The 22,657-nt window shown below is 69.4% G+C and carries 21 protein-coding genes; 1 reads left to right on the forward strand and 20 read right to left on the reverse strand.

Features of this window, described 5'->3' with window-relative positions:
* Window positions 1-119: 119 nt before the first annotated feature.
* From ACAM57_RS27780 to ACAM57_RS27835, 12 genes are all read right to left on the reverse strand, one after another.
* Window positions 120-884 (reverse strand): enoyl-CoA hydratase, encoded by a 765-nt coding sequence (locus tag ACAM57_RS27780; protein ID WP_369659682.1) that lies wholly within the window; start codon window positions 882-884, stop codon window positions 120-122.
* Between the two features lie 35 nt (window positions 885-919).
* Window positions 920-1,516, reverse strand: a complete 597-nt coding sequence (locus ACAM57_RS27785) for a 2-hydroxychromene-2-carboxylate isomerase (RefSeq protein ID WP_369659683.1) — start codon at window positions 1,514-1,516, stop codon at window positions 920-922.
* Between the two features lie 26 nt (window positions 1,517-1,542).
* Window positions 1,543-2,292 carry an SDR family oxidoreductase gene (locus ACAM57_RS27790; protein WP_369659684.1) on the reverse strand — a complete coding sequence of 250 codons (750 nt, stop codon included), beginning with the start codon at window positions 2,290-2,292 and terminating at the stop codon, window positions 1,543-1,545.
* 4 nt (window positions 2,293-2,296) lie between these two features.
* On the reverse strand, window positions 2,297-3,133 hold the full coding sequence (locus ACAM57_RS27795) for an acyl-CoA thioesterase (protein ID WP_369659685.1): 837 nt from the start codon (window positions 3,131-3,133) through the stop codon (window positions 2,297-2,299).
* Window positions 3,134-3,161: 28 nt separating this feature from the next.
* Window positions 3,162-4,064: an alpha/beta fold hydrolase gene (locus ACAM57_RS27800; RefSeq protein WP_369659686.1), complete on the reverse strand. Its 903-nt coding sequence runs from the start codon at window positions 4,062-4,064 to the stop codon at window positions 3,162-3,164.
* Between the two features lie 55 nt (window positions 4,065-4,119).
* Window positions 4,120-5,316 carry an acetyl-CoA C-acyltransferase gene (locus ACAM57_RS27805; RefSeq protein ID WP_126021535.1) on the reverse strand — a complete coding sequence of 399 codons (1,197 nt, stop codon included), beginning with the start codon at window positions 5,314-5,316 and terminating at the stop codon, window positions 4,120-4,122.
* A complete protein-coding gene (locus tag ACAM57_RS27810; RefSeq protein ID WP_369659687.1) occupies window positions 5,313-5,729 on the reverse strand; it encodes an endonuclease domain-containing protein in 417 nt (138 codons plus the stop codon). Before ACAM57_RS27810 ends, ACAM57_RS27805 begins: the two co-directional genes overlap by 4 nt.
* A 65-nt stretch (window positions 5,730-5,794) precedes the next feature.
* On the reverse strand, window positions 5,795-8,194 hold the full coding sequence (locus tag ACAM57_RS27815; RefSeq protein WP_369659688.1) for a 3-hydroxyacyl-CoA dehydrogenase/enoyl-CoA hydratase family protein: 2,400 nt from the start codon (window positions 8,192-8,194) through the stop codon (window positions 5,795-5,797).
* Between the two features lie 36 nt (window positions 8,195-8,230).
* Entirely contained in the window at window positions 8,231-8,674 is a 444-nt protein-coding gene (locus tag ACAM57_RS27820) for a DUF2147 domain-containing protein (protein WP_369659689.1), read from the reverse strand.
* Between the two features lie 44 nt (window positions 8,675-8,718).
* A complete protein-coding gene (locus ACAM57_RS27825) occupies window positions 8,719-10,515 on the reverse strand; it encodes an acyl-CoA dehydrogenase C-terminal domain-containing protein (RefSeq protein ID WP_184634518.1) in 1,797 nt (598 codons plus the stop codon).
* 69 nt (window positions 10,516-10,584) lie between these two features.
* Window positions 10,585-11,280 carry a TetR/AcrR family transcriptional regulator gene (locus ACAM57_RS27830; RefSeq protein ID WP_184634516.1) on the reverse strand — a complete coding sequence of 232 codons (696 nt, stop codon included), beginning with the start codon at window positions 11,278-11,280 and terminating at the stop codon, window positions 10,585-10,587.
* Window positions 11,281-11,434: 154 nt separating this feature from the next.
* On the reverse strand, window positions 11,435-12,193 hold the full coding sequence (locus ACAM57_RS27835) for an SDR family oxidoreductase (protein WP_369659690.1): 759 nt from the start codon (window positions 12,191-12,193) through the stop codon (window positions 11,435-11,437).
* Between the two features lie 122 nt (window positions 12,194-12,315).
* Here ACAM57_RS27835 and ACAM57_RS27840 point away from each other — a divergent pair, with 122 nt between their 5' ends.
* Window positions 12,316-13,203: a LysR family transcriptional regulator gene (locus tag ACAM57_RS27840; protein ID WP_369659691.1), complete on the forward strand. Its 888-nt coding sequence runs from the start codon at window positions 12,316-12,318 to the stop codon at window positions 13,201-13,203.
* 12 nt (window positions 13,204-13,215) lie between these two features.
* Here ACAM57_RS27840 and ACAM57_RS27845 read toward each other — a convergent pair whose 3' ends face one another.
* Genes ACAM57_RS27845 through ACAM57_RS27880 form a run of 8 tightly spaced genes read right to left on the reverse strand, consistent with a single transcriptional unit; the run spans window position 13,216 to window position 22,639 of the window.
* Complete coding sequence (locus tag ACAM57_RS27845; RefSeq protein WP_369659692.1) at window positions 13,216-14,079, reverse strand: oxaloacetate decarboxylase; 864 nt, start codon at window positions 14,077-14,079, stop codon at window positions 13,216-13,218.
* Window positions 14,076-15,485 (reverse strand): FAD-dependent oxidoreductase, encoded by a 1,410-nt coding sequence (locus ACAM57_RS27850; protein ID WP_369659693.1) that lies wholly within the window; start codon window positions 15,483-15,485, stop codon window positions 14,076-14,078. The genes ACAM57_RS27845 and ACAM57_RS27850 overlap by 4 nt, the downstream gene beginning before the upstream one ends.
* Window positions 15,482-16,096, reverse strand: a complete 615-nt coding sequence (locus ACAM57_RS27855) for a cysteine hydrolase family protein (protein ID WP_369659694.1) — start codon at window positions 16,094-16,096, stop codon at window positions 15,482-15,484. Before ACAM57_RS27855 ends, ACAM57_RS27850 begins: the two co-directional genes overlap by 4 nt.
* The gene (locus ACAM57_RS27860) at window positions 16,093-18,147 is read right to left on the reverse strand and encodes a hydantoinase/oxoprolinase family protein (protein ID WP_369659695.1); all 2,055 of its coding nucleotides are present in this window, start codon (window positions 18,145-18,147) and stop codon (window positions 16,093-16,095) included. Before ACAM57_RS27860 ends, ACAM57_RS27855 begins: the two co-directional genes overlap by 4 nt.
* A complete protein-coding gene (locus ACAM57_RS27865; RefSeq protein ID WP_369659696.1) occupies window positions 18,144-19,841 on the reverse strand; it encodes a hydantoinase B/oxoprolinase family protein in 1,698 nt (565 codons plus the stop codon). Before ACAM57_RS27865 ends, ACAM57_RS27860 begins: the two co-directional genes overlap by 4 nt.
* On the reverse strand, window positions 19,834-20,373 hold the full coding sequence (locus tag ACAM57_RS27870; RefSeq protein ID WP_369659697.1) for a 3-isopropylmalate dehydratase: 540 nt from the start codon (window positions 20,371-20,373) through the stop codon (window positions 19,834-19,836). Before ACAM57_RS27870 ends, ACAM57_RS27865 begins: the two co-directional genes overlap by 8 nt.
* Window positions 20,370-21,686: a 3-isopropylmalate dehydratase large subunit gene (locus ACAM57_RS27875; RefSeq protein ID WP_369659698.1), complete on the reverse strand. Its 1,317-nt coding sequence runs from the start codon at window positions 21,684-21,686 to the stop codon at window positions 20,370-20,372. The genes ACAM57_RS27870 and ACAM57_RS27875 overlap by 4 nt, the downstream gene beginning before the upstream one ends.
* Window positions 21,683-22,639, reverse strand: a complete 957-nt coding sequence (locus tag ACAM57_RS27880; RefSeq protein WP_369662486.1) for a tripartite tricarboxylate transporter substrate binding protein — start codon at window positions 22,637-22,639, stop codon at window positions 21,683-21,685. Before ACAM57_RS27880 ends, ACAM57_RS27875 begins: the two co-directional genes overlap by 4 nt.
* Between the last annotated feature and the right edge of the window lie 18 nt (window positions 22,640-22,657).

Below are 22,657 nucleotides of genomic sequence, written 5' to 3' on the forward strand. Positions count from 1 at the left end.
TGCAAGCCCCGGAAGGCGCTTCCGACCCTTGTCAGACCTTGGAGAAATCCGGCTTGCGCTTTTGACGAAAGCTTGCTCACGCCACTTGCGTGGCTACGCCTCTGGCGAGGCGTCGGATTTCAGCACTTGCTGAAATCCGGCTTGCGCTTTTCCATGAAGGCGCTGAACGCCTCCCGCGCAGCCGGTTCGCGCAGCATGCGCCCGAAGCTCGCGCCCTCCTCGCCCATGCGCTCCAGCACGGCGGGCATCTGGCCCTTCTTCAGCAGGCGCTTGGTTTCCACCAGCGCGCTCAGTGGCTTGGCCGCCAGCTTGCGGGCCTGCGCCTGGGCGATGGCGTTCGCCTCGGTCGGCGGCACCACGCGGTTGACCAGGCCCACTTCGAGCGCAGCCTCGGCCATGAAGGGTTCGCCCAGCAGCAGCGCCTCGGCGGCGCGGTGGTAGCCCAGCATCTGCGGCACCAGCAGGCTCGAAGCCGCCTCGGGGCACAGGCCGAGGTTCACGAAGGGCATCGAGAAGGCGGCGTTGTCGCCCGCGTAGACGAGGTCGCAGTGGAACAGCATCGTGGTGCCGATGCCGACGGCCGGACCGCACACCGAAGCGACGAGCGGCTTGGGAAAGGTCGCGATGCCCCGAAGGAAGCGGAACACCGGCGATTCCTGCGTGGCCGGCGGTGCATTGAGGAAGTCGCCGATGTCGTTGCCCGCGCTGAAGATCGTCGGGTCGCCCTGGATCAGCACGCAGCGCACGGCCGCATCGGTTTCCGCCGTGGCTAGCGCGTCGGCCAGTTCGGCGTACATGCCGCTGGTGATCGAGTTCTTCTTGTCGACGCGGTTGAAGGTGATGGTCATCACACCGGCTTCGGTGTGGACGAGGATGTCGCTCATAGAAAGATCCTTGGATGAAACGGGTGGTGCCGCCCTCAGGCGGCGTCGAGTGCTTCGCGTACGAAATCCAGCCGGTCCTGGCCCCAGAACATTTCGTCGCCGACGAACATGGTGGGCGCGCCGAACACGCCTCGCTCCACGGCTTCCTGGGTGACGGCCTTGAGCCGGTCCTTGGTTTCCTGCGCACCGGCCAGCGCGAGCAGCGCGGGCGCGTCGAAGCCCGCATTCTGCAAGACGGCGCCGACGATCGCCGGGTCGTTCATGTTCCGGGGCTCCACCCACATCGCGTGGTAGACCGCGTCCACATACGCGCCGAAGCGCTCGGGCTCCTTCATCTGGATGCCGGTGGCGCCGCGCATCAGCAGCAGCGTGTTGATCGGGAAGTGCGGGTTGTGCGCGAAGGGCACGCCGTAGCGCTTCGCGAAGCGCTTCAGGTCCGTCGTCATGTACGGGCCCTTGGGCTTGATCTCGGCCGGCGAGTGGTTGCCGGTGGCCAGGAACACGCCGCCGAGCAGCATGGGCTTCCACACCAGCTGCGCGCCGGTGTCGGCGCACACGTGTGGGAGCTGCGTCGCGGCCAGGTAGGCGGCAGGGCTGCCGAAGTCGAAATAGAAGTCGACGGATTTCGTCATTGCTCTTGTCTCCTTCCTGGAATTCTTCAGAACTTCTCGGACCACGGGCGCAGGTCGAGCTCGTGCGTCCAGGCGTCGCGCGGCTGCGAATGCAGCATCCAGTAGCTGTCGGCGATGTGGTCGGGGTTCAGGATGCCGTCGCTTTCCTTCAGCGCGTAGCGCTCGGGGAAGTTGCTGCGGATGAATTCGGTGTCGATGGCCCCGTCGACCACCACGTGCGCCACGTGGATGCCCTGCGGCCCGAGCTCGCGCGCCATCGATTGGGCCAACGCGCGCAGCGCCATCTTGGCGCCGGAGAAGGCGCCGAAGTTGGCGCCGCCGCGCAGCGAGGCCGTGGCGCCGGTGAAGATGATCGTGCCGCGATGGCCGCTCCTGGGCATCTCGCGCGCCACCATGCGTTTGGCCACCTCGCGCCCGTTGAGGAAGCCCGAGAAGCAGGCCATCTCCCACACCTTGAAGTACTTGCGCGCGGTCTCGGTGAGGATGCTCTCGGGCACGTTGGCGCCGATGTTGAACACCATCACCTCGATGGGCCCGATGGTCGATTCGATCTGCTCGACGAGCGCGACCACTTCCTCTTCCTTGCGCGCGTCGCATGCGAAGGCGTGCGCGCGGCCGCCGTCGGCCTCGATCTGCGCGACCAGCGGCTGCAGCTTGTCGAGGCTGCGCCGCGTGACGCAGGTGGCGAAACCTTCGCGCGCGAAGCGGCGGGCGATGGCGCCGCCGGTGGCGTCGCCGGCGCCGACGATGAGTGCGGCTTTCTGCAGGGCGGCCATGTCGCTATTCCTTGTAGTAGACGATCTGGTTCGAGGTGGCGAGCAGCACGCCCTTCTCGCTCCACAGATGCGCCGTCTGGTCGAAGAAGCCGTTGAAGAACTGCTGGCCCGCGGCGCGGCCTAGCAGGTAGCCGGTGCCGACTTCCGCGAGCTGCTGCGGCCCGGCATGGAAGTAGGTGGTGATCGACACCGTGCCCGCCGGCACGTGCTTCGCGCGGCGCAGCCACACGCGCGGATAGAACATGTCGCTCATCGCGGCCAGCGATGCGAAGTCCAGCGGCCTGGGCTCGGCGTCGCGCAGCCAGATGCGGGTTTCGCTGTGGCTCAGGCTCTCGTCCCACTTCGCGGGAATGCCGCCGCTGAAGGGGCGCATCTCGTACTGCTTGATCCACGCCACGCCCGAGGGGCCGATGCTCATGCGCTCGACCGTCTCGGGCCTGGGCGACGCGGGCATGGGCATGTCGCTCTCGCCCCAGGTCTCGCGGCGCGCGGCGGTCACCACCGTGGCGGTGGTCGTCATGTTGGGCGCCCCGCTGGCGCCGGCCTGCGTGATCTGCACCGTCCAGTGCTGCGTGGAGCGGTTGGTGCGCACGGCCGTGGCCTGGATGTCGAAGGCGCCGGCTTCGAGCGCCGCCGCGTAGTTGACCGTGATCGCGATGGGCGTGCCCAGCACGTCGGGATGCTGCATCACAGACTGCAGCGCGAGCGCCGCGGTGGTGCCGCCGAAGGGCCCGACCATGTTCCAGTAGTCGGGGCTGGTCATGCCGGTGAAGTGTCCCACGCGGATGTCGCTGTGGTGGATCTTCAGGGCCTTGTCGAAGGGGTGCGTGCTCGTCGTCATGGCGGCAGTGTGCCTCCGGTGGCCGGCGTCACGCAGTCGTGTGCGGGACGTCGGCGTGCTGCACCGCAGTAAGCGAAGCGAGCCTGTGCAGCTTGTCCACCGTGCTCGGCCAGAGGCTCTGGCTGAACTGCTCGCGGAAGAAGCCGAAGTGGCCGATGCGGCGCGCCTGCACGTCGGCCGGCGCGATGCGCTCGATGGCGCTCGGCGCGCCGGCATAGAAGCTCAACAGGCTGTTGGTGCCAGCGAGCGTCATGAGCTCGTCGTCGGTCATCGACAGCGCGAGCACCGGAAAGCGCACGCGGTTGTAGCTGCGCGCGGCGAGTTCGCCCTCGGCGCCGACGCTGTAGCGCGGATTGAGGCACCAACGCCGCCACTGCAGGATCACGCCGCGCGGCAGATCGCCCACCTTCCTGAGCTTGCGGCCCGGGAAATAGCCGAACAGCCGCGTGACCAGCGGCACCAGCACGAACCAGAAGTAGAGGATGGTGCGCTTGAGCTTCGGCGCGTTCTCGCGCCAGTAGCCGCTCCCGGCCGCGATGCTCACGAGGCCATCGACCTGCTCCGGCCGCTGCAGGAAGCCCGGCAGCTGCGCGCCGAGGCTGTGTCCCAGCAGGTAGAGCGGCGCACCGGGCGCCGCGGCCTTGGCGGCATCGATCACCGCTTCGTAGTCGCGCGCCCAGTCGAACAGGTCGGCATCGACCTCGCGCAGCGGCAGGTTGCCGCGCGAGTCGCCCGAGCCCCGGTAGTCGAAGGTCCAGACGCGCAGGCCCTGCTGCGAGAGCCATTGCGCGAAGGGCTCGTAGAAGGACTGGCGCACGCCCATCGCGCCGCCGATCACCACGCTCGCGCGCGGCGTGCCGGCGGGTTCGTAGCGGCGCACCGCCAGTTGCTGGGCGCCGCCGTCGACCGGAAGCTGCTGCTGCGTCTGCATGAAGCTGTCTCCTTCGTTGAACCGGCACTCGTGTCGGTGCCTTGCGCGCTGCGGGTCAGACCCGCTCAAAGATGCCGGCTGCGCCCTGCCCCATACCCACGCACATCGTGACCATGCCGTACTTCAGGTTCTCGCGGCGCAGCGCGTGCACCACGGTGGCCGAGCGGATGGCACCGGTGGCGCCCAGCGGATGGCCCAGCGCGATCGCGCCGCCCATCGGATTGACCTTCGACGCATCGAGCCCCAGCGTGTTGATGACCGCCAGCGACTGCGCCGCGAAGGCTTCGTTGAGCTCGAACCAGTCGATGTCCTCGTGCTTCAGGCCGGCATAGCGCAGCGCGGCGGGAATGGCCTCGATCGGGCCGATGCCCATGATGTGCGGCGGCACGCCCTTGCTGGCGAAGCTCACGAAGCGCGCGAGCGGCGTCAGGCCGAACTGCTTCACCGCCTTCTCGCTGGCCAGGATGAGCGCACCGGCGCCGTCCGAGGTCTGCGAGCTGTTGCCCGCCGTCACGGTGCCGCGCGCGGCGAACACGGTGCGCAGCTTGGCCAGGCCTTCGAGGCTGGTGTCGGGGCGCGCGCCTTCGTCGAGATTGACCGTGCGGGTCCTGGCGATGGACTCGCCGGTCTCCAGGTTCGGCGTGCGATCGGTCACCTCGATGGGCGTGATCTCGTCGGCGAACTTGCCGGCCTGCTGCGCGGCCAGCGCCTTCTGGTGCGAGGCGAGCGCGAACTCGTCCTGCGCCTCGCGGCTCACCTTCCACTGCTGCGCCACCTTCTCGGCCGTGAGGCCCATGCCGTAGGCGATGCCCACGTCGCCTTCGCGTTCGAAGATGGCAGGCGACAGCGAGGGCGAGTTGCCCATCATCGGCACCATGCTCATGCTCTCGACACCGGCCGCGATCATCACGTCGGCCTCGCCCACGCGGATGCGGTCGGCGGCCATCTGCACGGCCGACAGGCCCGATGCGCAGAAGCGGTTGACGGTGATGCCGCCCACGCTGGTCGGCAGGCCGGCCAGCACCGCGCCGATGCGCGCGACGTTCAGGCCCTGCTGCGATTCGGGAATCGCGCAGCCGCAGATGATGTCCTCGATGGCCTTCGGGTCGAGGCTCGGCACCGCCGCGAGGGCGGCGCGCAGCGTGGTGGCCAGCAGGTCGTCGGGGCGGTAGTTGCGGAAGTAGCCCCGGTGCGACTTGCCGATGGGGGTGCGGGTGGCGGAGACGATGTAGGCGTCTTGTACTTGCTTCATGGAAGGCTCCTGGATTTGGCTCCTTCCCCCTCTGGGGGAAGGTTGGGATGGGGGCAGACGGCCGTCAATTCGCCAAGTCGATTGGCAATCGCCTGCAGCACCCCTTCAAAGTTGACAAACGGATCGTTCGATCCGAAACGCAGCACGTCGAATCCCTGCGCACGCAGGAAAGCGTCACGTCGGGCGTCATGGCCGGCCTGCGCCTGGTGTTGCGATCCGTCGAGTTCGACGATCAGCTTAGGGCCGAGGCATGCGAAGTCGGCGATGTAGTTGCCAAGCGGATGCTGCCTGCGGAACTTCACTCCCAGTTGCTCGCCACGCAGCCCGCTCCAGAGCTTGCGTTCGGAGTCGGTCATCTCGCGCCGCAGGGTGCGGGCGTTCTGTTGCGCGTTGGGAGTGGCTTGGTTTTGCATAGGCTGCTTGCCCCCATCCCGGCCTTCCCCCAGAGGGGGAAGGAGAAAGAGGGGCATCGCTCGCGTCAGTTGCGCACTGGCTTGCCGGTGCTGAGCATCCCCATGATCCGCTCCTGCGTCTTGGGATGCACGATGAGCGAGCAGAACGCCTTGCGCTCCAGCGTCATCAGGTATTCCTCGGTCACGAGCGAGCCCGCGTCCACGTCTCCACCGGTGACCACGTTGGCGATCAGGCTGGCGATGTGGAAGTCGTGCGCGCTGATGAAGCCGCCGTCGCGCATGTTCACGAGCTGGCCCTTGATGGTGGCGGCGCCGCTGCGGCCGGCCACGCGGAAGGTGCGGCGCAGCGGCGGGCGGTAGCCGGCGTCGGCCATGGCCTTGGCCTGCTGCAGGGCCACATACAGCAACTCGTCCTTGTTCGGCACGATCACGTCGCTATCGAGCAGGTAGCCCAGCTTCTTCGAGTCGAGCGCGCCGGTGCCCACCTTCGCCATCGCGGCGGCGGTGAAGCCTTCGGTGAGGAAGGGCAGCAGGTCGGTGCCGGTGGAGGCCGAGGCGTTCTCGGCCGCGCGGCGGGCGATGTAGGTCAGGCCGCCCGCGCCGGGAATCAGGCCCACGCCCACTTCTACGAGGCCGATGTAGCTTTCCATCGCGGCAACGCGTTTGGCCGAGTGGATGGCCAGCTCGCAGCCGCCGCCCAGCGCCATGCCGCGCACGGCCGAGATCACCGGCACGTTGGCGTAGCGGATCTTGAGCATCACGTTCTGCAGCTCTTCTTCCGCGCCCTCGACCGCGCCGATGCCCGCGACCACGAAGGCCGGCAGCATCGCCTGCAGGTCGGCGCCGACCGAGAACACCTCGTCGGGCGACCAGATCACCAGGCCCTTGTACTCGGCCTCGGCCAGGTCGACCGCGGCGCCGAGCGCCTCGGCCACGTCGGGGCTGATGGCGTGCATCTTCGAATGGATGCTGGCGATGAGCACTTCGCCATCGAGCGTCCACACGCGCACGTCGCCTTCGTCGCTGATGGTGGTGCCCGCCGTGCTGGCATCGGCCGCGTTGGCGCCGAGCACGCTCTCGGGGAACAGCTGGCGCTCATGCACCGGCAGGCGGCGCTGCGGCACGAACTTGTTCTGCGAGGCGCTCCACGAGCCCTCTGGCGTGTGCACGCCGCCGGCCTCGGCCACCGGGCCTTCGAACACCCACCTGGGCAGCGGTGCGCTGCTCAGCGCCTTGCCGGCGTCGATGTCTTCCTGCACCCACTTGGCGACCTGCGCCCAGCCGGCCTCCTGCCAGAGCTCGAAGGGGCCCTGCTTCATGCCGAAGCCCCAGCGCATGGCGAAGTCGATGTCGCGCGCGCTCTCGGCGATGTCGCCCAGGTGCACGGCCGCGTAATGGAAGCCATCGCGCAGGATGGCCCAGAGGAACTGGCCCTGCGGTCCTTCGCTCTCGCGCAGCAGCTTCAGGCGCTCGCCCGCGGGCTTCTTGAGCATGCGGCCGTACACCTCGTCGGCCTTGGCGCCGGCGGGCACGTATTCGCCGCTCTTCAGGTCGAACCGCAGGATGTCGCGGCCGGCCTTCTTGAAGAAGCCGGCCTTGGTCTTCTGGCCCAGGTTGCCCAGCTCGAGCAGCTTGGCGAGCACGGGCGGCGTCGCGAAGTTGGCGTAGAACGGGTCGGTCTCGGCGTTGAGGTTGTCCTGCAGCGTCTTCACGACGTGGGCCATGGTGTCCAGCCCCACCACGTCGGCGGTGCGGAAGGTGCCCGAGCTCGCGCGGCCCAGCTTCTTGCCGGTCAGGTCGTCCACCACGTCGGGCGTGAGGCCGAACTTCTCGACTTCCTTCAGCGTTGCCAGCATGCCGGCGATGCCGACGCGGTTGGCGATGAAGTTGGGCGTGTCGTGCGCGCGCACCACGCCCTTGCCCAGCGTGCTGGTGACGAAGGCTTCGAGGTCGTCGAGCACCTGCGGCTCGGTGGTGGGCGTGTTGATCAGCTCCACCAGGAACATGTAGCGCGGCGGGTTGAAGAAGTGGATGCCGCAGAAGCGCGGCTTCAGCGCCTCGGGCAGCGCCTCGCTGAGCCTGGTGATCGACAGGCCCGAGGTGTTGGAGGCCAGGATCGCGTGCCTGGCGACGTGCGGCGCGATCTTCTTGTACAGATCGAGCTTCCAGTCCATGCGCTCGGCGATGGCCTCGATGACGAGGTCGCACTCGGCGAGCTTGTCGAGGTTGTCGTCGTAGTTGGCCTGCTCGATCAGGCCGGCGTCGGCCACGTCGCCGAGCGGCGCGGGCTTGAGCTTCTTGAGGTTGTCGACGGCGCGCGTGACGATGCCGTTCTTCGGGCCTTCCTTGGCCGCCAGGTCGAACAGCACGACAGGCACGCGCACGTTGACGAGGTGGGCCGCGATCTGCGCGCCCATCACGCCGGCGCCGAGCACGGCGACCTTCTTCACTTGAAATCGGGACATGTTGATTGGTGTGTGTTGTGGGAAACCGTGCGCCGCTTACTGCACGCGGTTCCAGGTTTGGGTGCGCCAGAAGGGGCCGAGATAGCCGCGCACTTCCAGCTTCTTGCCGCCGTCTACAGGCGTGAAGCTCGCGCGGTATTCCTTGCCGTTCTCGGGGTCGAGGATCTTTCCGCCTTCCCAGACGTCCTTGCCCTCGGCCTTCTTGCCGCCGCGGATGATCTCCAGGCCCGCGATGGGCTTGCCCTTGCGGTCGTCGCTGCATTCCTCGCAGACCGCGTCGGGCTTGGCGTCCTTCTTCAGCGACTTCTCGATGCGCCCGAGCAGGGCACCGTTGGCTTCTGCGATGCGGATCTCGGCCTTGACCTCGCCGGTCTTGTCGTCGACGTTGCGCCACAGGCCCACCGGCGTGACGCCCGCGCCTTGCGCCATGGCGGAGGCGGCGGTGACGGTGAACAGGACGGCTGCAAGCGTTGCTTTCATGAGCGGCTCCAGGTTGGGTGTCGGTTGAGGAAGGACTCTCGGCTTCAGGCCAGTGCGGCTTCGGTGTCCATCAGCACCTTGCTGCCGGCGCGCGCGGTGCGCATCAGCGTCGCGGTCTCGGGGAACAGCTTGGCGAAGTAGAAACGCGCGGTCTGCAGCTTGCCGACGTAGAAGGGGTCGGTGTTGCCGGCGGCGATCTCGCGCAGCGCGACCTGCGCCATGCGGGCGAACAGGTAGCCGAACACGAAGTGGCCGGCCACGCGCAGGTAGTCGACGGCGGCGGCGCCCACTTCGTCGGGGTTCTGGAAACCCTTGAAGCCGATCTCGGTCGTGAACTTGGTGAGCTGGTCGCCCAGGCCGGCGATCGGGTTGATGAACTCGGCCATCTTCTCGTTCACGCCTTCTTCCTCCACCAGCTTCGCGACGAGCTTGCCGAACTTCTTGAGCGACGCGCCGTTGTTGCCCAGCACCTTGCGGCCCAGCAGGTCCAGCGACTGGATGGTGTTGGTGCCTTCGTAGATCATGTTGATGCGGTTGTCCCGCACGAACTGCTCCATGCCCCATTCCTTGATGAAGCCATGGCCGCCGAACACCTGCATGCAGGCGTTGGTGGAGATGTGGCCGTTGTCGGTGATGAAGGCCTTGACGATGGGGGTCAGCAGCGCGACCAGCTCGCCGGAGTCCTTGCGCACCTTCTCGTCGGGATGGTTGTGTTCCTTGTCGAGCAGCAGCGTGCAGAAGATCTGCAGCGCGCGGCCGCCTTCGGCATAGGCCTTGGCCGTGAGCAGCATCTTGCGCACGTCGGGGTGCACGATGATGGGGTCGGCTTCCTTGTCCTTGGCCTTCACGCCCGAGAGCGAACGCATCTGGATGCGGTCCTTGGCGTAGGCCAGCGCGTTCTGGTAGGCCACTTCGGTCAGGCCCAGCGACTGGTTGCCCACGCCCAGACGGGCGGCGTTCATCATCACGAACATCGCGGCCAGGCCCTTGTTGGGCTCGCCCACCAGGGTGCCGGTGGCGCCTTCGATCACGATCTGCGCGGTGGCGTTGCCGTGGATGCCCATCTTGTGCTCCAGGCCGGCGCAGAAGATCGGGTTGCGCTCGCCCAGCGAGCCGTCGGCCTTGACCTTGAACTTCGGCACCACGAACAGGCTGATGCCCTTGCTGCCCTTGGGCGCGTCGGGAAGGCGTGCCAGCACCAGGTGGATGATGTTGCTGGTCATGTCGTGCTCGCCGGCCGAGATGAAGATCTTGTTGCCGGTGATGCGGTAGGTGCCGTCGGGCTGCGGCTCGGCCTTGGTGCGCAGCAGGCCCAGGTCGGTGCCGCAGTGCGGCTCGGTCAGGCACATGGTGCCGGTCCATTCGCCGCTGGTGAGCTTGGGCAGGTAGGTCTTCTTCTGCTCGTCGGTGCCGTGGGCGGCGAGCGCCTCGTAGGCGCCGTGCGAGAGGCCGGGGTACATGGTCCAGGCCTGGTTGGCGCTGTTGAGCATCTCGAACAGGCACTGGTTCACCACGAAGGGCAGGCCCTGGCCGCCGAAGGCCGGGTCGCACGACAGGGCGGGCCAGCCGCCTTCGACGTACTTGGCGTAGGCGTCCTTGAAGCCCTTGGGGGTCTTCACTTCATGCGTGGTCTTGTCGAGCGTGCAGCCTTCCTCGTCGCCGCTGATGTTGAGCGGGAAGGTCACTTCGGCGGCGAACTTGCCGGCTTCCTCGATCACCGCGTTGATGGTGTCGGCGTCGGTCTCGGCATGGGCCGGAAGCGCCTTGAGCTCCTCGGCGACGTTGAGCACTTCGTGCAGCACGAACTGCATGTCGCGTACGGGGGGGTTGTAGGTAGGCATCCGGAACTCTCCTGGTCGAAGCTAGATAGAAAAAAGAAAAGGGAAAACGGAACGGGCCGCGCGCGCGGGTCAGCGCACGGTCTTGAGGCGGCGCGATGCGGCTGCGGGTGCGGCGGCCGCTTCGGGCTTGGGCGCGTCGGGCGTGGCGGCGCGCGCGAGGATGTTGTCGAAGCCGACGTTGGCGCGGCCGATGGAGCCGGGCACCTGCAGGAAGCGGGCCTCGTAGTGCAGCGCGAGGATCAGGCCGTGGATCTCGAACGCCAGCTGGCGCTCGTCGGCGTCGGCGCGCAGGTGGCCTTCGCTCTGCGACTGCACGATGGCGCGCAGCACGGCCGCCTGCCAGATGCTGACCGACTCGACCAGCGCATCGCGCACCGGGCCCGGGCGGTCGTCGAATTCGGAGGCGCCGCTGATGTAGATGCAGCCCGAGTCGATCTCGGTCGAGGTGCGCTTCATCCAGTTGGCGAACATGGCGCGCAGGCGCGGCAGGCCGCGCGGCGCCTTCAGTGCGGGGAAGAACACTTCCTGCTCGAAGCGCGCGTGGTATTCGCGCACCACCGAGATCTGGAGCTCCTCGCGCGAGCCGAAGTGGGCGAAGACGCCCGACTTGCTCATCTTGGTGATTTCGGCCACGGCGCCGATCGACAGCCCTTCGAGGCCGATCTGCGCGGCCAGCGCCAGCGCCGCGTCGACGATGACGGCCTTGGTCTGCTGCCCTTTCTGGGCGGCGCGCGCGGGCTTGGCGGGAACGGCTGTTGCGGTCATCGTGGAATTTCCATGCAAAAAACGAACGGTCGTTCTATTTTGCAGGCCTTTCCACCCGAGGCCGCGAATTGACCTTCAGTTGTTGAAGGTTAATCGAGGCGGATCGGACCGCCATCGGGTCCGTCCCGCATCTCTCTCATGCTTTCAGGCCGGCTCAGAACTCCTGCGACACGGGTCGCAGCACGACCTCGTTGATGTCCACGTCGGCCGGCTGCTCCACCGCGTAGACCACGGCGCGCGCCACCGAATCGGCCGGGATCTGGTTGGCCTCGTAAAAGGCCTTCACGCCGGCGGCGCTCTCGGCGTCGGTGCTGCCGTGCTTGAGCTCCGACTCCACCGCGCCGGGCGACACGATGGTCACGCGCACGCCGCTGTTGCCCACTTCGACGCGCAGGCCCTCGGAAATGGCGCGCACCGCGTGCTTGGTGGCGCTGTAGACGGTGCCGATGGGCGTGAACACCTTCAGCCCCGCGATGGACGCCACGTTGACGATGTGCCCGCTGCCCTGCGCCTGCATGCGCGGCAGCACAGCGGCGATGCCGTAGAGCACGCCCTTGATGTTGACGTCGATGGTGCGGTCCCACTCGTCGACCTTGAGCTTGTGGATGGGCGACAGCGGCATCACGCCCGCGTTGTTGACCAGCACGTCGATGCGGCCGAAGGCCTCGACGGTGGCTTCAGCGAGCTTCTCGAGGTCGGCGCGCTTGGCCACGTCGGTGGCCACTGCGATGGCCTCGCCGCCGGCTTCGCGGATTTCGGCGACGAGCTTGTCGAGCCGGTCGGTGCGGCGCGCCGCCAGCACCACCTTGGCGCCGCGCGCGGCCAGGTGGCGCGCGGTCGATTCGCCGAGCCCGCTGCTCGCGCCGGTGACGATGGCGACCTTGCCCTTGATGTTGTCTTGAACGGATGTCATGGAGAAGTTCCTTTCGGGAGGTGTTGAAGAAGCGTTGAAGAAGTGCATGCAGTGTGGAAAATCCACGCATTCCAGTAAATGAAACTCTGGCGACTTCAGAATTCCCATTCGAGGAACACTCCATGTCCAATCGCCTCGAGGCGCTGCGCGTCTTCTTCACCGCTGCCGACGCCTCCAACTTCCGCGAGGCAGCCGTGCGCCTTTCGGTGTCGCCGCAGGTGGTGACGCGCGCGGTGCGCGAGCTCGAGGAGGAACTGGGCGAGCCGCTCTTCCACCGCAGCACGCGCGGCGTGCAGCTCACCGATTTCGGCCGGCAGCTCGCGCAGCGTGCGCGTGCCGCGGTGGGCGGCGTCGATGCGCTGTTCCACCGCACCGACCGGCGCGCGCTATCGCAGCACGCGGGCACGGTGCGCGTGACCGCGCCCAACGTTTTCGGCCGCCGGCTGATCCCGCAGGCGCTCGCGCCGATGCTGGCCGCGCATCCCGGCCTGGTGCTCGATCTGCGGCTGTCGGAGAGCCATGCCGACGTGGTCGACGAGCAGATCGACGTCGGCGTGCGCGCGGGCCCCATCCGCGATGCGCGCTTCGTCGCCCGCACGGTCGGCAGGATGCGTCTCTACGTGGTGGCGGCGCCCGCGCTCATCGAGCGCACCGGCATTCCGCAGAACCTCGATGCGCTGCCCGGCTTTCCGCTCACCGCGCTGATGGACCGCAGCTCGGGCCGCCCGTGGTCGTGGTTCTTCAGCAAGGGGCGGCAGGTGCCGGTCGCGGCGCCGGCCTTCGTCACCGACGACGTCGATGCCGAGTGCGCGGCCGTGCGCGCAGGCTTGGGCTTCGGCCAGCTCGTGGCCCCGCTGGCCGAGCCCCTGCTGCAATCGGGCGAACTCGTGGAGGTGCTGGAGGCCGAGGCACCCGGGCCCTGGCCGATCCACGTCTACCGCTCGCAGCGCGCACCGGTGCCGGCGCGCGTGCGGCTGGTGTACGACGAGCTGATCCGCGTGCTGCGCTGAGGCGGCTACCGGCTACTCGTACTTGCGGCCTTCGCGCATCAGCTCGGGCGTGCCGATCACTTCGTTGAGCGCATCGAAGTCCAGCATCTGCGCCCGCCATGGCTGCGTGGTGCGGTGCCGGTGCAGGCTCGCGTAGTAGCCCTGCAGCGTGTGCACCACCGCGCGCGCCGTGCCGCCGGGGAAGATGGCGATGCGAAAGCCGTGGCGCTGCAGCGCATCGGCGTCCTGGATGGGCGTCTTGCCGCCTTCGACCATGTTGGCCAAGAGCGGCACGCGATGCGCGAAGCGGCTGCAGGCGGCGTCCATCTGCTCGGGTGAGCGCAGCGCCTCGATGAACAGGGCGTCCACACCGCATTCGAGGTACGCATCGGCGCGGTCGAGCGCAGCCTCCAGCCCCTCGACTGCCACCGCGTCGGTGCGCGCGAGGATCAGCGTGTCGCTGGAAGCGCGCGCGTCCAGCGCGGCCTTGAGCTTGCCGACCATCTCGCGCTCGGGCACCACGGCCTTGCCGTCGAAATGCCCGCAGCGCTTGGGAAAGGTCTGGTCCTCAATCTGCACCATCGCCGCGCCTGCGCGCTCGAAGCCGCGCACGGTGCGCTGCGTGTTCAGCGCGTTGCCGAAGCCGGTGTCGGCATCGACGATCACCGGCAGGTCCACCCGCTCGGTGATGTGTGCCAGCGTGTCGGCCACTTCGGTGAAGGTGGTTAGGCCGATGTCGGAGCGGCCCAGCCGGGTGTAGGCGATGGAGGCGCCCGACAGGTAGAGCGCCTCGAAGCCGGCCTGCTCGGCCACCAGCGCGCTCAGCGCGTCGTACACGCCGGGCGCCAGCACGATGTCGTTGCGCGCGAGCCGGGTCTTGAAGTCATGGGTCGTCATGCGGACGCCTCCTTGTGTCCAACGAGTGCGGCGGCGGTGCGCGCCGCGATGTAGCCGCCGGCGACGGCGCTCAGCAGGCCGTTGCCGGAGAGATAGCCCCACACCGCGTCCCCCGACACGCCGCCGGCCGCACCACCTGCGGCCAGCAGGTTGGGCAGCGGCGTGCCGTCCTGGCGCAGCACGCGCATGTCGGGCGCGGTGTCGAGGCCGCCCTGGGTGTGGAAGAGCGCGCCGGTCACCTTGACGGCGAAGTACGGCGCTTCGAGCCCGCGCGCGAACACGCGGCCATCGGGCGCGGCTGCGTCGCGCATCGCGTCGAGAGTGGCCTGCAGCACAGGGGCCTCGCAGCCGATGCATTCGGCCAGCGCGGCCACCGAGTCGCAGCGGCGCAGCGCGCCGGCGGCCTCGGCCTCGCAGAAATCGGGGAAGCCGCGCGCCAGCGCGAGCAGCGGCGTGTCGAACACGTTCCAGGCGATGCCGCCCGACTGCGCGAGCACGTGCACCGCGGCCTCGGAGTAGCCCTGGGTCTCGTCGTGGAAGCGGCGGCCTTCGCAGTTGAGCTGCACGCCGCCTTCCATCATCACGGCCCAAGACATCAGCGCACCCTGCGGCGTGACCCACGAGCCGTGGCCCTGGTAGCCGCCCAGGTCGCGCAGCCGTGCGCCCAGCGCAGTTCCCCAGAGGATCGCGCTGCCGTCGTTGCCCACGTGCCCGCCGAAGGCGGCCTCGCCCATCTCGGGCAGCAGCGTGCGAACCATCTGCGGGTTGCCGCCGAAGCCATTGCATGCCAGCAGCAGCGCGTCGCAGCCCAGCGTTTCGCGCCGGCCGTCGGGACGCAGGTAGTCGATGCCGATCACGCGGTCTTGATCGTCGAGCACCAGCGTGTCGACCACGGCCTGCGTCAGCACGGGGATGCCCGCCGCCTCCACTGCCGCCAGCAGCGCCGCCATGAGCGCGGCGCCGGTCTTCTGCGGCAGCGAATGCATGCGGTGCACGCTGTGCCCGGGATAGAGAAAGCCGTCGAGCAGCATCCACTCGAGGCCGTGGCGCGCCTGAAGCGCATCGAGCGCGGGGCCGATGGCGCTGGCATACGCCTCGACCAGCGCAGGCGCAGCGCGGCCGTGCGCCTTGGCCTGGATGTCGGCCGCGAAGCGCTCGGCGCTGTCGCCGGCCACGCCGTGCTCGCGCTGCGTGCGCGTGCCCGGCGCGGGAATGAAGCCCGACGAGAGCGCGGTCGAACCGCTCGGCAGCGCGTCGCGCTCGAGCACCACGCAGTCCACCCCCGCGTCGGCCAGCATCAGCGCCGCGGTGAGCCCGCAGGCTCCGCCGCCGACGATGGCCACCGGCACGTGCGCGTCGGCTTCCACCTTCGCGGCACGCCGGAGCGTTCTTCGAGGCTCGTTCATGCCAGCGACTCGATGAAACGCACGCAGTCCGTCACTTCGGCCACGTTGCGCATGTCGGCCAGCGAGGTGTCGTGGCGCTCCTGGCCGAAGGCCGCGCAGCCGTCGCCGAGCACCAGGGTGCGGTAGTCGCGCATGTGCGCATCGCGCACCGTGCTGGCCACGCCGCCGTTGGTGACGATGCCGCACACCGCCACGGTGTCGATGCCCGCGCGGCGCAGCACCCAGTCGAGCTGGGTGTTGAAGAAGGCCGAGTACGCCACCTTGCTCACGTTGACGTCGACAAGGCCCGCCAGTGCATCGACGTTGGCCTGGCCCCAGCTGCCGGGCGCGAAGTCGCCCCTGGCCAGGTACGGGCGCAGCGCCTTCAGGTGCGGCGAGATCATCGGCTCGCCCTTCGCGTCGGGCCACAGCGTGAACTGGCTCGCCACGACCAGTCCGCCGCCCGCCTTCAGCGCGCGCGCGACGCCGGCCACGCGTTCCGGCAGCAGCAGCGCGGGCGGGTTGGCGTCGCCGCCGCGCGCGTAGGCACCCTTGGGGTCGAGGAAGTCGTTCTGCAGGTCGATGACGACCAGCGCCGTCTTCGCCGGAAGGATCTTCGCGCCGACGCTCATGACGGCCTCACCAGCAGGTTGCCGTATGCATCGACCTCGGCATGGAAGCCGGGCTCCAGCCACACGGTGGTGTCGGCCTGCTCGAGGATGGCCGGCCCGTCGATGCGTGCGGCCACCGGCAGTTCGAGCCGCGCGTAGCGCAGCGCGTCGTGCCACTGCCCCTGGTGGAAAACGCGCTGCGTGCCCACCGGCGCGGTGCTGCCCTCGCCTTCGGGCGCCAGCACCTTCAGGTCGAACTTGGGGCGCACGCCGATGCGCGCATAGCGCAGGTTCATCACGCGGATCGCGATGCCGTCGAGCACGCGGCCGAAGGCTGCGGTGTAGGCGGCCTCGAACGCCGAGCGGATCGACCCGGCCGTGAGCGGCGCCTGGCCGGCATCGGGCAGCACCACCGGCAGCGTGTGCGTCTGGCCGGCGTAGAGCATGTCGAGCGCGACCACCTCGCGCACCTCGTCGAAGCGCACGCCCGACGAATCGAGCCGCTGCTGGCAGCTGGCGGCCAGTTCGTCGATGCGCTGGCGAAGGTCGGCCACGTCCAGATCGGCCAGCGCCTTGTTGATGGTCTGCACCGCGTCGTGGCGCATGTCGGCGATCACGCAGCCCAGCGCCGAGGTCACGCCGGGGTAGCGCGGCACGATGCCGGTGGCCACGCCCACCTCGCGCATCATCGCGCACACGTGCAGGGCGCCGCCGCCGCCGAAGGGCATGTACGCGAAGCGGCGCGGATCGTGCCCGCGCTCGATCGACACCAGGCGGATCGCGCCGGCCATGCGCGCATTGGTCACGGTGAGGATGGCTTCGGCGGCCGCATGCACGTCGAGCCCCAGCGGACGCGCGACGTGTTCCTCGATGGCCTGGTGCGACTTCTGCGCGTCCAGCGCCGCCAGCAGGCCGCCGCCCAGCGGACGGTCCGCCGCGATGCGCCCGAGCAGCACGTTCGCATCGGTCACCGTGGGCCGCGTGTTGCCGCGCCCGTAGCAGGCGGGCCCCGGCACGCTGCCCGCCGACTCGGGGCCGACCTGCAGCATGCCGCTCGCGTCCACCGACGCGATGGAGCCGCCGCCGGCGCCGATGGTCTCGATCTGGATCATCGGCGAGCGGATCACCATGCCGAACTCGATGGCGGTCTGCGCGGCCAGCGCGGCCTCGCCGTTGGCCACCAGAGAGACGTCGAAGGACGTGCCCCCCATATCCCCGGTGATCGCATTCGGGAAACCGGCAGCGCGCGCGATGGCCGCGCAGGCGATGACGCCGGCCGCCGGCCCCGACAGCGCGGTGCGCACCGGCAGGTCGCTCGCGGTCTGGCGGGACATCACGCCGCCGTTGCTCTGCACCACCAGCAGCTCGCCGCCGAAGCCCTGCGCGCGCAGGTCGCTCTCCAGCCGGCCGAGGTAGCTGCCCACCACCGGCTGCAGCGCCGCATTGAGCGTGGCGGTGGAGCAGCGCTCGAACTCGCGGATCTCGGGCAGCACCTCGCTGGCCGAAGTGACGTGCGGGTTGGGCCACAGCTCGCGCACCGCCGCCACCGCGAGGCGCTCGTTCTCGGGGTTGGCATAGGTGTTGATGAAGAACACGCACACCGCCTCGCAGCCCGCCTCCAGCAGCGAGCGCGCCTCGGCGCGCACCTGCTCCAGGTCGACCGCCGTGTGCAGCGTGCTGTCGGCCAGCACGCGCTCGTCCACCTCGCGGCGCAGGTCGCGTGGCACGACCGGCAGGAAGCTGCCGCGCAGGCCCCAGGTCTGCGGGCGATCGCGCCGGCGCATCTCGAGCACGTCGCGGAAGCCCCGCGTGGTGATGATGCCGGTGCGCGCCACCTTGCGCTCCAGCAGCGCATTGGTGCCCACCGTGGTGCCGTGCACGATGGTGGCGATGGCGCCGGCCGAGTCCGCCACGCGCGCGACACCATTCATGAAGCCGCGCGCCTCCTCGCCGCGCGTGGAAGGCACCTTGACGATGCGCGCGCTGCCGTTGGCCTCGTCGAGCACGAAGAGGTCGGTGAAGGTGCCGCCGACGTCGACGCCGACGACGAGGGAATTGCCAGGAGAAGTCATTCGGATGCTTTCTTCGTGTTGTCGCCGCTCACATAGCCCATGGCCACGTCGGCCTCGCGCTGCGCAGGGGTGCGCTCGGCCGCAGGGCCCCAGCCGCCGCCGCCGGGGGTTTCGAGGCGCACGCGCTCGCCGCGCGCCAGCGCGATGCCGCGCATCTTCGACACCATGGGGGGCGTGTGCCATTGGCCGGCGTTCTCGTAGCGGAACACGTTGAGCGCGCCCGCCCCTCCGCCCGCGATGCCCTTGGGCGGCGAGGTGCCGCGCTCGCCGAAGACGAACACCTCGGCGTCCTTCTCGAGCAGCTCGATCTCGTACGCGGCGCCCAGTCCGCCGCGATGCCGGCCGTCGCCGCCGGAGTCGGGGCGAAGCGACCATTCGGTGAAGCGCACCGGGTACGCGGCCTCGAGGATCTCCAGCGGCGGGATCGTCGCGGTCGAGATGGGCGCGTTGCCGTGCGCGAGGCCGTCGCCGTCGGAATGGCCGCCGTGCCCGCCGCCGAAGAAGCTGAACATCACCCAGCGCTGGCCTTCGCGGCCCTTGTCGCTGCGGTGGCCCGCGATCGACAGCGCGTTGATGGTGCCGTAGGCCTGGGCCACGGCGCGCGCGGGGTCGGCCTGCGCGGCGGCGCTGAAGATCACGTCGATCATGCGCAGGATGGTCTCGGTGTAGCCACCCACCGGGCGCGGGCGCTCGGCGCTGATCACCAGCCGCGCGGGAATGACGAAATCCACCGCGTCGAGCACGCCGGCATTGGCCGGCACGTCGGGAAACAGGTGCTTGAGCGCCACGTAGCACGCGGCCACCGCGGTGGCGCGCGAGATGTTCACCGGGCCCGCGCACTGCGCCGAGGTGCGGGAGAAGTCCAGCGTGAGCCGGTCGCCAGCCACCGTCATGTCGAGCGCGATGGTCAGCGGCTCGTTGACGATGCCGTCGTTGTCCAGCACGTCCTCGACGCTGTAGCGGCCGTCGGGCAGCGAGGCGATGTGCGAGCGCATCAGGCGCAGCGCGCGGCCGCGCAGCTCGCCCAGCGCGTCGAGCACCAGCTCGTCGCCGTACTCGTCGAGCAGGCCGTCCAGGCGCTTCGCGCCCAGCTCCAGCGCCGCGAGCTGGCCGTTCAGGTCGCCCCACAGGCTGTCGGGCAGGCGCGTGTTGGCCTGCAGGATGGCCAGCACGTCGGCGTCGAGCACGCCGTTGCGCACGATGCGCACCGGCGGTATCTGCACCGCCTCCTGCCAGCACTCGGTGGCCGCGGGGTTGTAGTTGCCCGGCACCGCGCCGCCCACATCGTGCCAGTGCGCGGCGGAGGCCATGTGGCAGTAGAGCCTGCCGTTGCGGAAGAAGGGCTTCACCAGCTTGAAGTCGTTGGCGTGCGTGCCGCCGTCGTAGGCGTCGTTGCTGATCCAGATGTCGCCGTCCTTCATGCCGCCGCGCGGCTCGGCCGCCTTGACCGTGGCGCGCACGGCGAAGGCCATGGCGCCCACGAAGACCGGCAGGCCCGACTTGCCCTGCACCAGCGTGTCGCCGGTGGCGGCGTCGTACAGGCCGTGGCAGGCGTCGTGCGCCTCGGCAATGATGGGATTGAACGCGCTGCGGTAGAGCGTGGCGTCCATCTCGTCGGCCACCTGTTCGAGGCGGCCGCGCAGCACGGCGAGCGTGACGGGGTCGATGGTTGTGGTGGAGGAAGTCTCAGGCATCGGTGGCTTTCTTCGAGGCGGGGCGGCCAGTACGCTGGCGCAGCTGGTTCAGCAGTCCGCCGGCGCGGACCATGTCCATGAGGAACCCGGGCACCGGTTCGCAGGCCAGCGGCCTGCCGTCCGGTCCGATGACTCCGGGCAGCGTGGCGTCGAGCGCTATACGGTCGCCCTCGGCCAGGGTCTCGGCCTGCGCGCAGGTCAGCAGCAGCAGGCCCACGTTGAAGGCGTTGCGGAAGTACAGGCCGCTGTACGACGGCGCGATCACCGCCCTCACGCCCAGGTGGACGAGCACCGCGGCGGCCTGCTCCCGCGAGGAGCCGATGCCGAAGTTGGGGCCGGCCACGATCACGTCGCCGCGCTGCACGCCGGCGGCGAAATCGGGGCGCACGGCCTCGAGGCAGTGCCTGGCGATGATGTCGATGCCGTGCTTCATGGCGTGGCCCGGCGCGAGCAGGTCAGTGTCGATGTCGGCACCGAGCCGCCAGACGCGGTGGGTGGCGTGCGTGGCGTCCGTGGTGTTCGCGGCGTTCATGCCAGCACCTCCCGCGGATCGGTCACGCGGCCGCGCAGCGCAGCTGCCGCCACGGTGTAGGGCGAGCCCAGGTACACCTGCGCGGTGGGCGAGCCCATGCGGCCCTTGAAGTTGCGCGCCGTGGTCGAGATGACGGTGATGTCGTCGCCCATCGGGTCGCCGTAGCCCGAGCAGGCTCCACAGGCGGTCGGGAAGAGTTCAGCGCCTGCATCCGTCAGCACCTGCAGCACGCCCTCGTCGCGCGCGCGCTCCTGGTCCTGGATGCTCGCAGGCGCGACGATCAGCCGGATGCCTGCCGCCACCTTGTGCCCGCGCAGCACCTGCGCCGCCGCCCGCAGGTCGTCGAGCTTGGCGCCGGTGCATGCGCCGATGTAGGCCACGTCGACCGGCGTGCCGGCGTAGTGGCTCACCCCGCGCGAGTTGGCGGGGCTGTGCGGCGCGGCCACGTGCGGTTCGAGCGCAGCCGCGTCGAAGCGGTAGCGCGTGAGTTCGGCGCCGTCGTCGGTGAACCACGCCAACATGTCGGCCGGCGGCGCGCCGGCCTCGGCGAGGAAGGCGGCGGTGGTGTCGTCCGGCGCGATCAGGCCGGCCTGCGCGCCGAGCTCCGCGCTCATGTTCGACAGCGTCATGCGCTCCTGCATCGACAGCGCAGCCACCGCGGGCCCGGCGAACTCCACCGCCTGGTAGCGCCCGCCGTTCATGCCGAAGCGGCCGATCATGTGCAGCATCATGTCCTTGGCGGTGACGCCTGCGGGCAGCGCGCCGTCCCACCACATCTGGAGGGTCTCGGGCACACGCAGCCAGATCTCGCCGGTGACCACCACGCCCAGCATCTCGGTGCTGCCCACGCCGAACATGTAGGCGCCGAAGGCACCGCCCGTGGGCGAGTGCGAGTCGCCCCCCACGCACAGCATGCCGGGGCGGATGTGCCCGTGCTGCGGCACCACCACGTGGCAGATGCCCTGGCTGTCGTACACGTGCGGCAGCGCCTGGTCGCGCGCCCATTCGCGTGCGATGCGCACGATGCGGCGCGAGTCGTCGTCGCGCTCGGGCACGTAGTGGTCCATCACCAGCACGATGCGCGAGGGGTCCCAGATGCGCGCGCCCAGCTCCTCGAGCATGGGCTTGAGCCGGCGCGGACCCGAGGAGTCGTGGAACATGGCCAGGTCGACGCCGCAGGTCACGATCTCGCCCACCGCCACGTGCTCGCGGCCGCTGGCGCGCGCGATGAGCTTCTGCGCGAGCGTCTGCGGCCGGGCTTGCCCGGCCCGGGTTGCGGCCACCTGTGCGCGGGTTGCTGCGGGCGTGCTCATTCGGGCTTGGCTCCGGAGAACTTCACCACCTTGGCCCAGCGCGGGATCTCGCTCTGCACGAAGGCCGTGAACTGCTCGGGCGAGTTGCCGACCGGTATGGCGCCCTCGGTGTCCAGGCGCTTGAGCATGTCGGGCTGCTGCAGCGCATGGCGAGCCGCATCGCTGAGCTTGCGCGCCACGTCCGCCGGCAGGCGCGCCGGTCCGAACAGGCCGAACCATGCGCTCGATTCGTAGCCCGGCAGGGCCTCGGCGATGGCCGGCACGTCGGGGAACGCGGGCAGTCGTTTGGCCGTGGTGACGCCCAGCGCCTTGAGCTTGCCGGCCTGGATGTGCGCCTTGACATTGCCCACGGCCGCGAACATCAGCTGCACCTGGCCGGCCAGCAGGTCCTGCACCGCGGGCGCGGTTCCCTTGTACGGGATGTTCACGATGTCCACGCCCGACTGCATCTTGAAGGCCTCGCCCGCCATGTGCAGCGACGAGCCCACCGCGCCGATCGCGAAGTTGAGCTGGCCCGGCCTGGCCTTGGCGAGCGCGACGAGTTCCTTCACGTCCTTCGCCGGCAGCGAAGGGTTGGCCACCAGGATCGACGGCGAGGTCGCGACGCAGGTGAGCGCGGTGAAGTCCTTCACCGGATCGAAGGGCAGCGACGGATACAGCGTGGCGTTGATGGCATGGCTGGTGAAGCTCATCAGCAGCGTGTTGCCATCGGGTGCGGCCTTGGCGACGGCGTCGGCGGCGATGTTGCCGCCGGCGCCGGGCTTGTTCTCGACGATCACGGTGCGGCCCAGCGCAGGGCCCATGCTGACGGCGAGCGAGCGGGCCAGCGTATCGGTCGAGCCGCCCGCCGGCGCGCCGACGAGGATGCGCACCGGCGCATTGCCGAGCTGCGCCCGGGCAGCGGCGGCGAAGGCCAGCGCGGCGGGTGCGATGAGGATGTCGCGGCGATGGATCATGGGGTTTCCTTGTTG

Source organism: Variovorax sp. V15, from assembly GCF_041154425.1.
GTDB classification, from domain to species: domain Bacteria; phylum Pseudomonadota; class Gammaproteobacteria; order Burkholderiales; family Burkholderiaceae_C; genus Variovorax; species Variovorax guangxiensis.

What these genes read in the sequence shown, in the direction of transcription:
- ACAM57_RS27780 (WP_369659682.1), bottom strand. Translation starts at nt 884, where the DNA reads ATGAGCGACATCCTCGTCCACACCGAAGCCGGTGTGATGACCATCACC.
- ACAM57_RS27795 (WP_369659685.1), bottom strand. Translation starts at nt 3,133, where the DNA reads ATGACGACGAGCACGCACCCCTTCGACAAGGCCCTGAAGATCCACCAC.
- ACAM57_RS27855 (WP_369659694.1), bottom strand. Translation starts at nt 16,096, where the DNA reads ATGAGCGTCGGCGCGAAGATCCTTCCGGCGAAGACGGCGCTGGTCGTC.
- ACAM57_RS27815 (WP_369659688.1), bottom strand. Translation starts at nt 8,194, where the DNA reads ATGTCCCGATTTCAAGTGAAGAAGGTCGCCGTGCTCGGCGCCGGCGTG.
- ACAM57_RS27840 (WP_369659691.1), top strand. Translation starts at nt 12,316, where the DNA reads ATGTCCAATCGCCTCGAGGCGCTGCGCGTCTTCTTCACCGCTGCCGAC.
- ACAM57_RS27785 (WP_369659683.1), bottom strand. Translation starts at nt 1,516, where the DNA reads ATGACGAAATCCGTCGACTTCTATTTCGACTTCGGCAGCCCTGCCGCC.
- ACAM57_RS27875 (WP_369659698.1), bottom strand. Translation starts at nt 21,686, where the DNA reads ATGAGCACGCCCGCAGCAACCCGCGCACAGGTGGCCGCAACCCGGGCC.
- ACAM57_RS27845 (WP_369659692.1), bottom strand. Translation starts at nt 14,079, where the DNA reads ATGACGACCCATGACTTCAAGACCCGGCTCGCGCGCAACGACATCGTG.
- ACAM57_RS27790 (WP_369659684.1), bottom strand. Translation starts at nt 2,292, where the DNA reads ATGGCCGCCCTGCAGAAAGCCGCACTCATCGTCGGCGCCGGCGACGCC.
- ACAM57_RS27810 (WP_369659687.1), bottom strand. Translation starts at nt 5,729, where the DNA reads ATGCAAAACCAAGCCACTCCCAACGCGCAACAGAACGCCCGCACCCTG.
- ACAM57_RS27820 (WP_369659689.1), bottom strand. Translation starts at nt 8,674, where the DNA reads ATGAAAGCAACGCTTGCAGCCGTCCTGTTCACCGTCACCGCCGCCTCC.
- ACAM57_RS27830 (WP_184634516.1), bottom strand. Translation starts at nt 11,280, where the DNA reads ATGACCGCAACAGCCGTTCCCGCCAAGCCCGCGCGCGCCGCCCAGAAA.
- ACAM57_RS27860 (WP_369659695.1), bottom strand. Translation starts at nt 18,147, where the DNA reads ATGACTTCTCCTGGCAATTCCCTCGTCGTCGGCGTCGACGTCGGCGGC.
- ACAM57_RS27870 (WP_369659697.1), bottom strand. Translation starts at nt 20,373, where the DNA reads ATGAACGCCGCGAACACCACGGACGCCACGCACGCCACCCACCGCGTC.
- ACAM57_RS27835 (WP_369659690.1), bottom strand. Translation starts at nt 12,193, where the DNA reads ATGACATCCGTTCAAGACAACATCAAGGGCAAGGTCGCCATCGTCACC.
- ACAM57_RS27825 (WP_184634518.1), bottom strand. Translation starts at nt 10,515, where the DNA reads ATGCCTACCTACAACCCCCCCGTACGCGACATGCAGTTCGTGCTGCAC.
- ACAM57_RS27805 (WP_126021535.1), bottom strand. Translation starts at nt 5,316, where the DNA reads ATGAAGCAAGTACAAGACGCCTACATCGTCTCCGCCACCCGCACCCCC.
- ACAM57_RS27850 (WP_369659693.1), bottom strand. Translation starts at nt 15,485, where the DNA reads ATGAACGAGCCTCGAAGAACGCTCCGGCGTGCCGCGAAGGTGGAAGCC.
- ACAM57_RS27865 (WP_369659696.1), bottom strand. Translation starts at nt 19,841, where the DNA reads ATGCCTGAGACTTCCTCCACCACAACCATCGACCCCGTCACGCTCGCC.
- ACAM57_RS27800 (WP_369659686.1), bottom strand. Translation starts at nt 4,064, where the DNA reads ATGCAGACGCAGCAGCAGCTTCCGGTCGACGGCGGCGCCCAGCAACTG.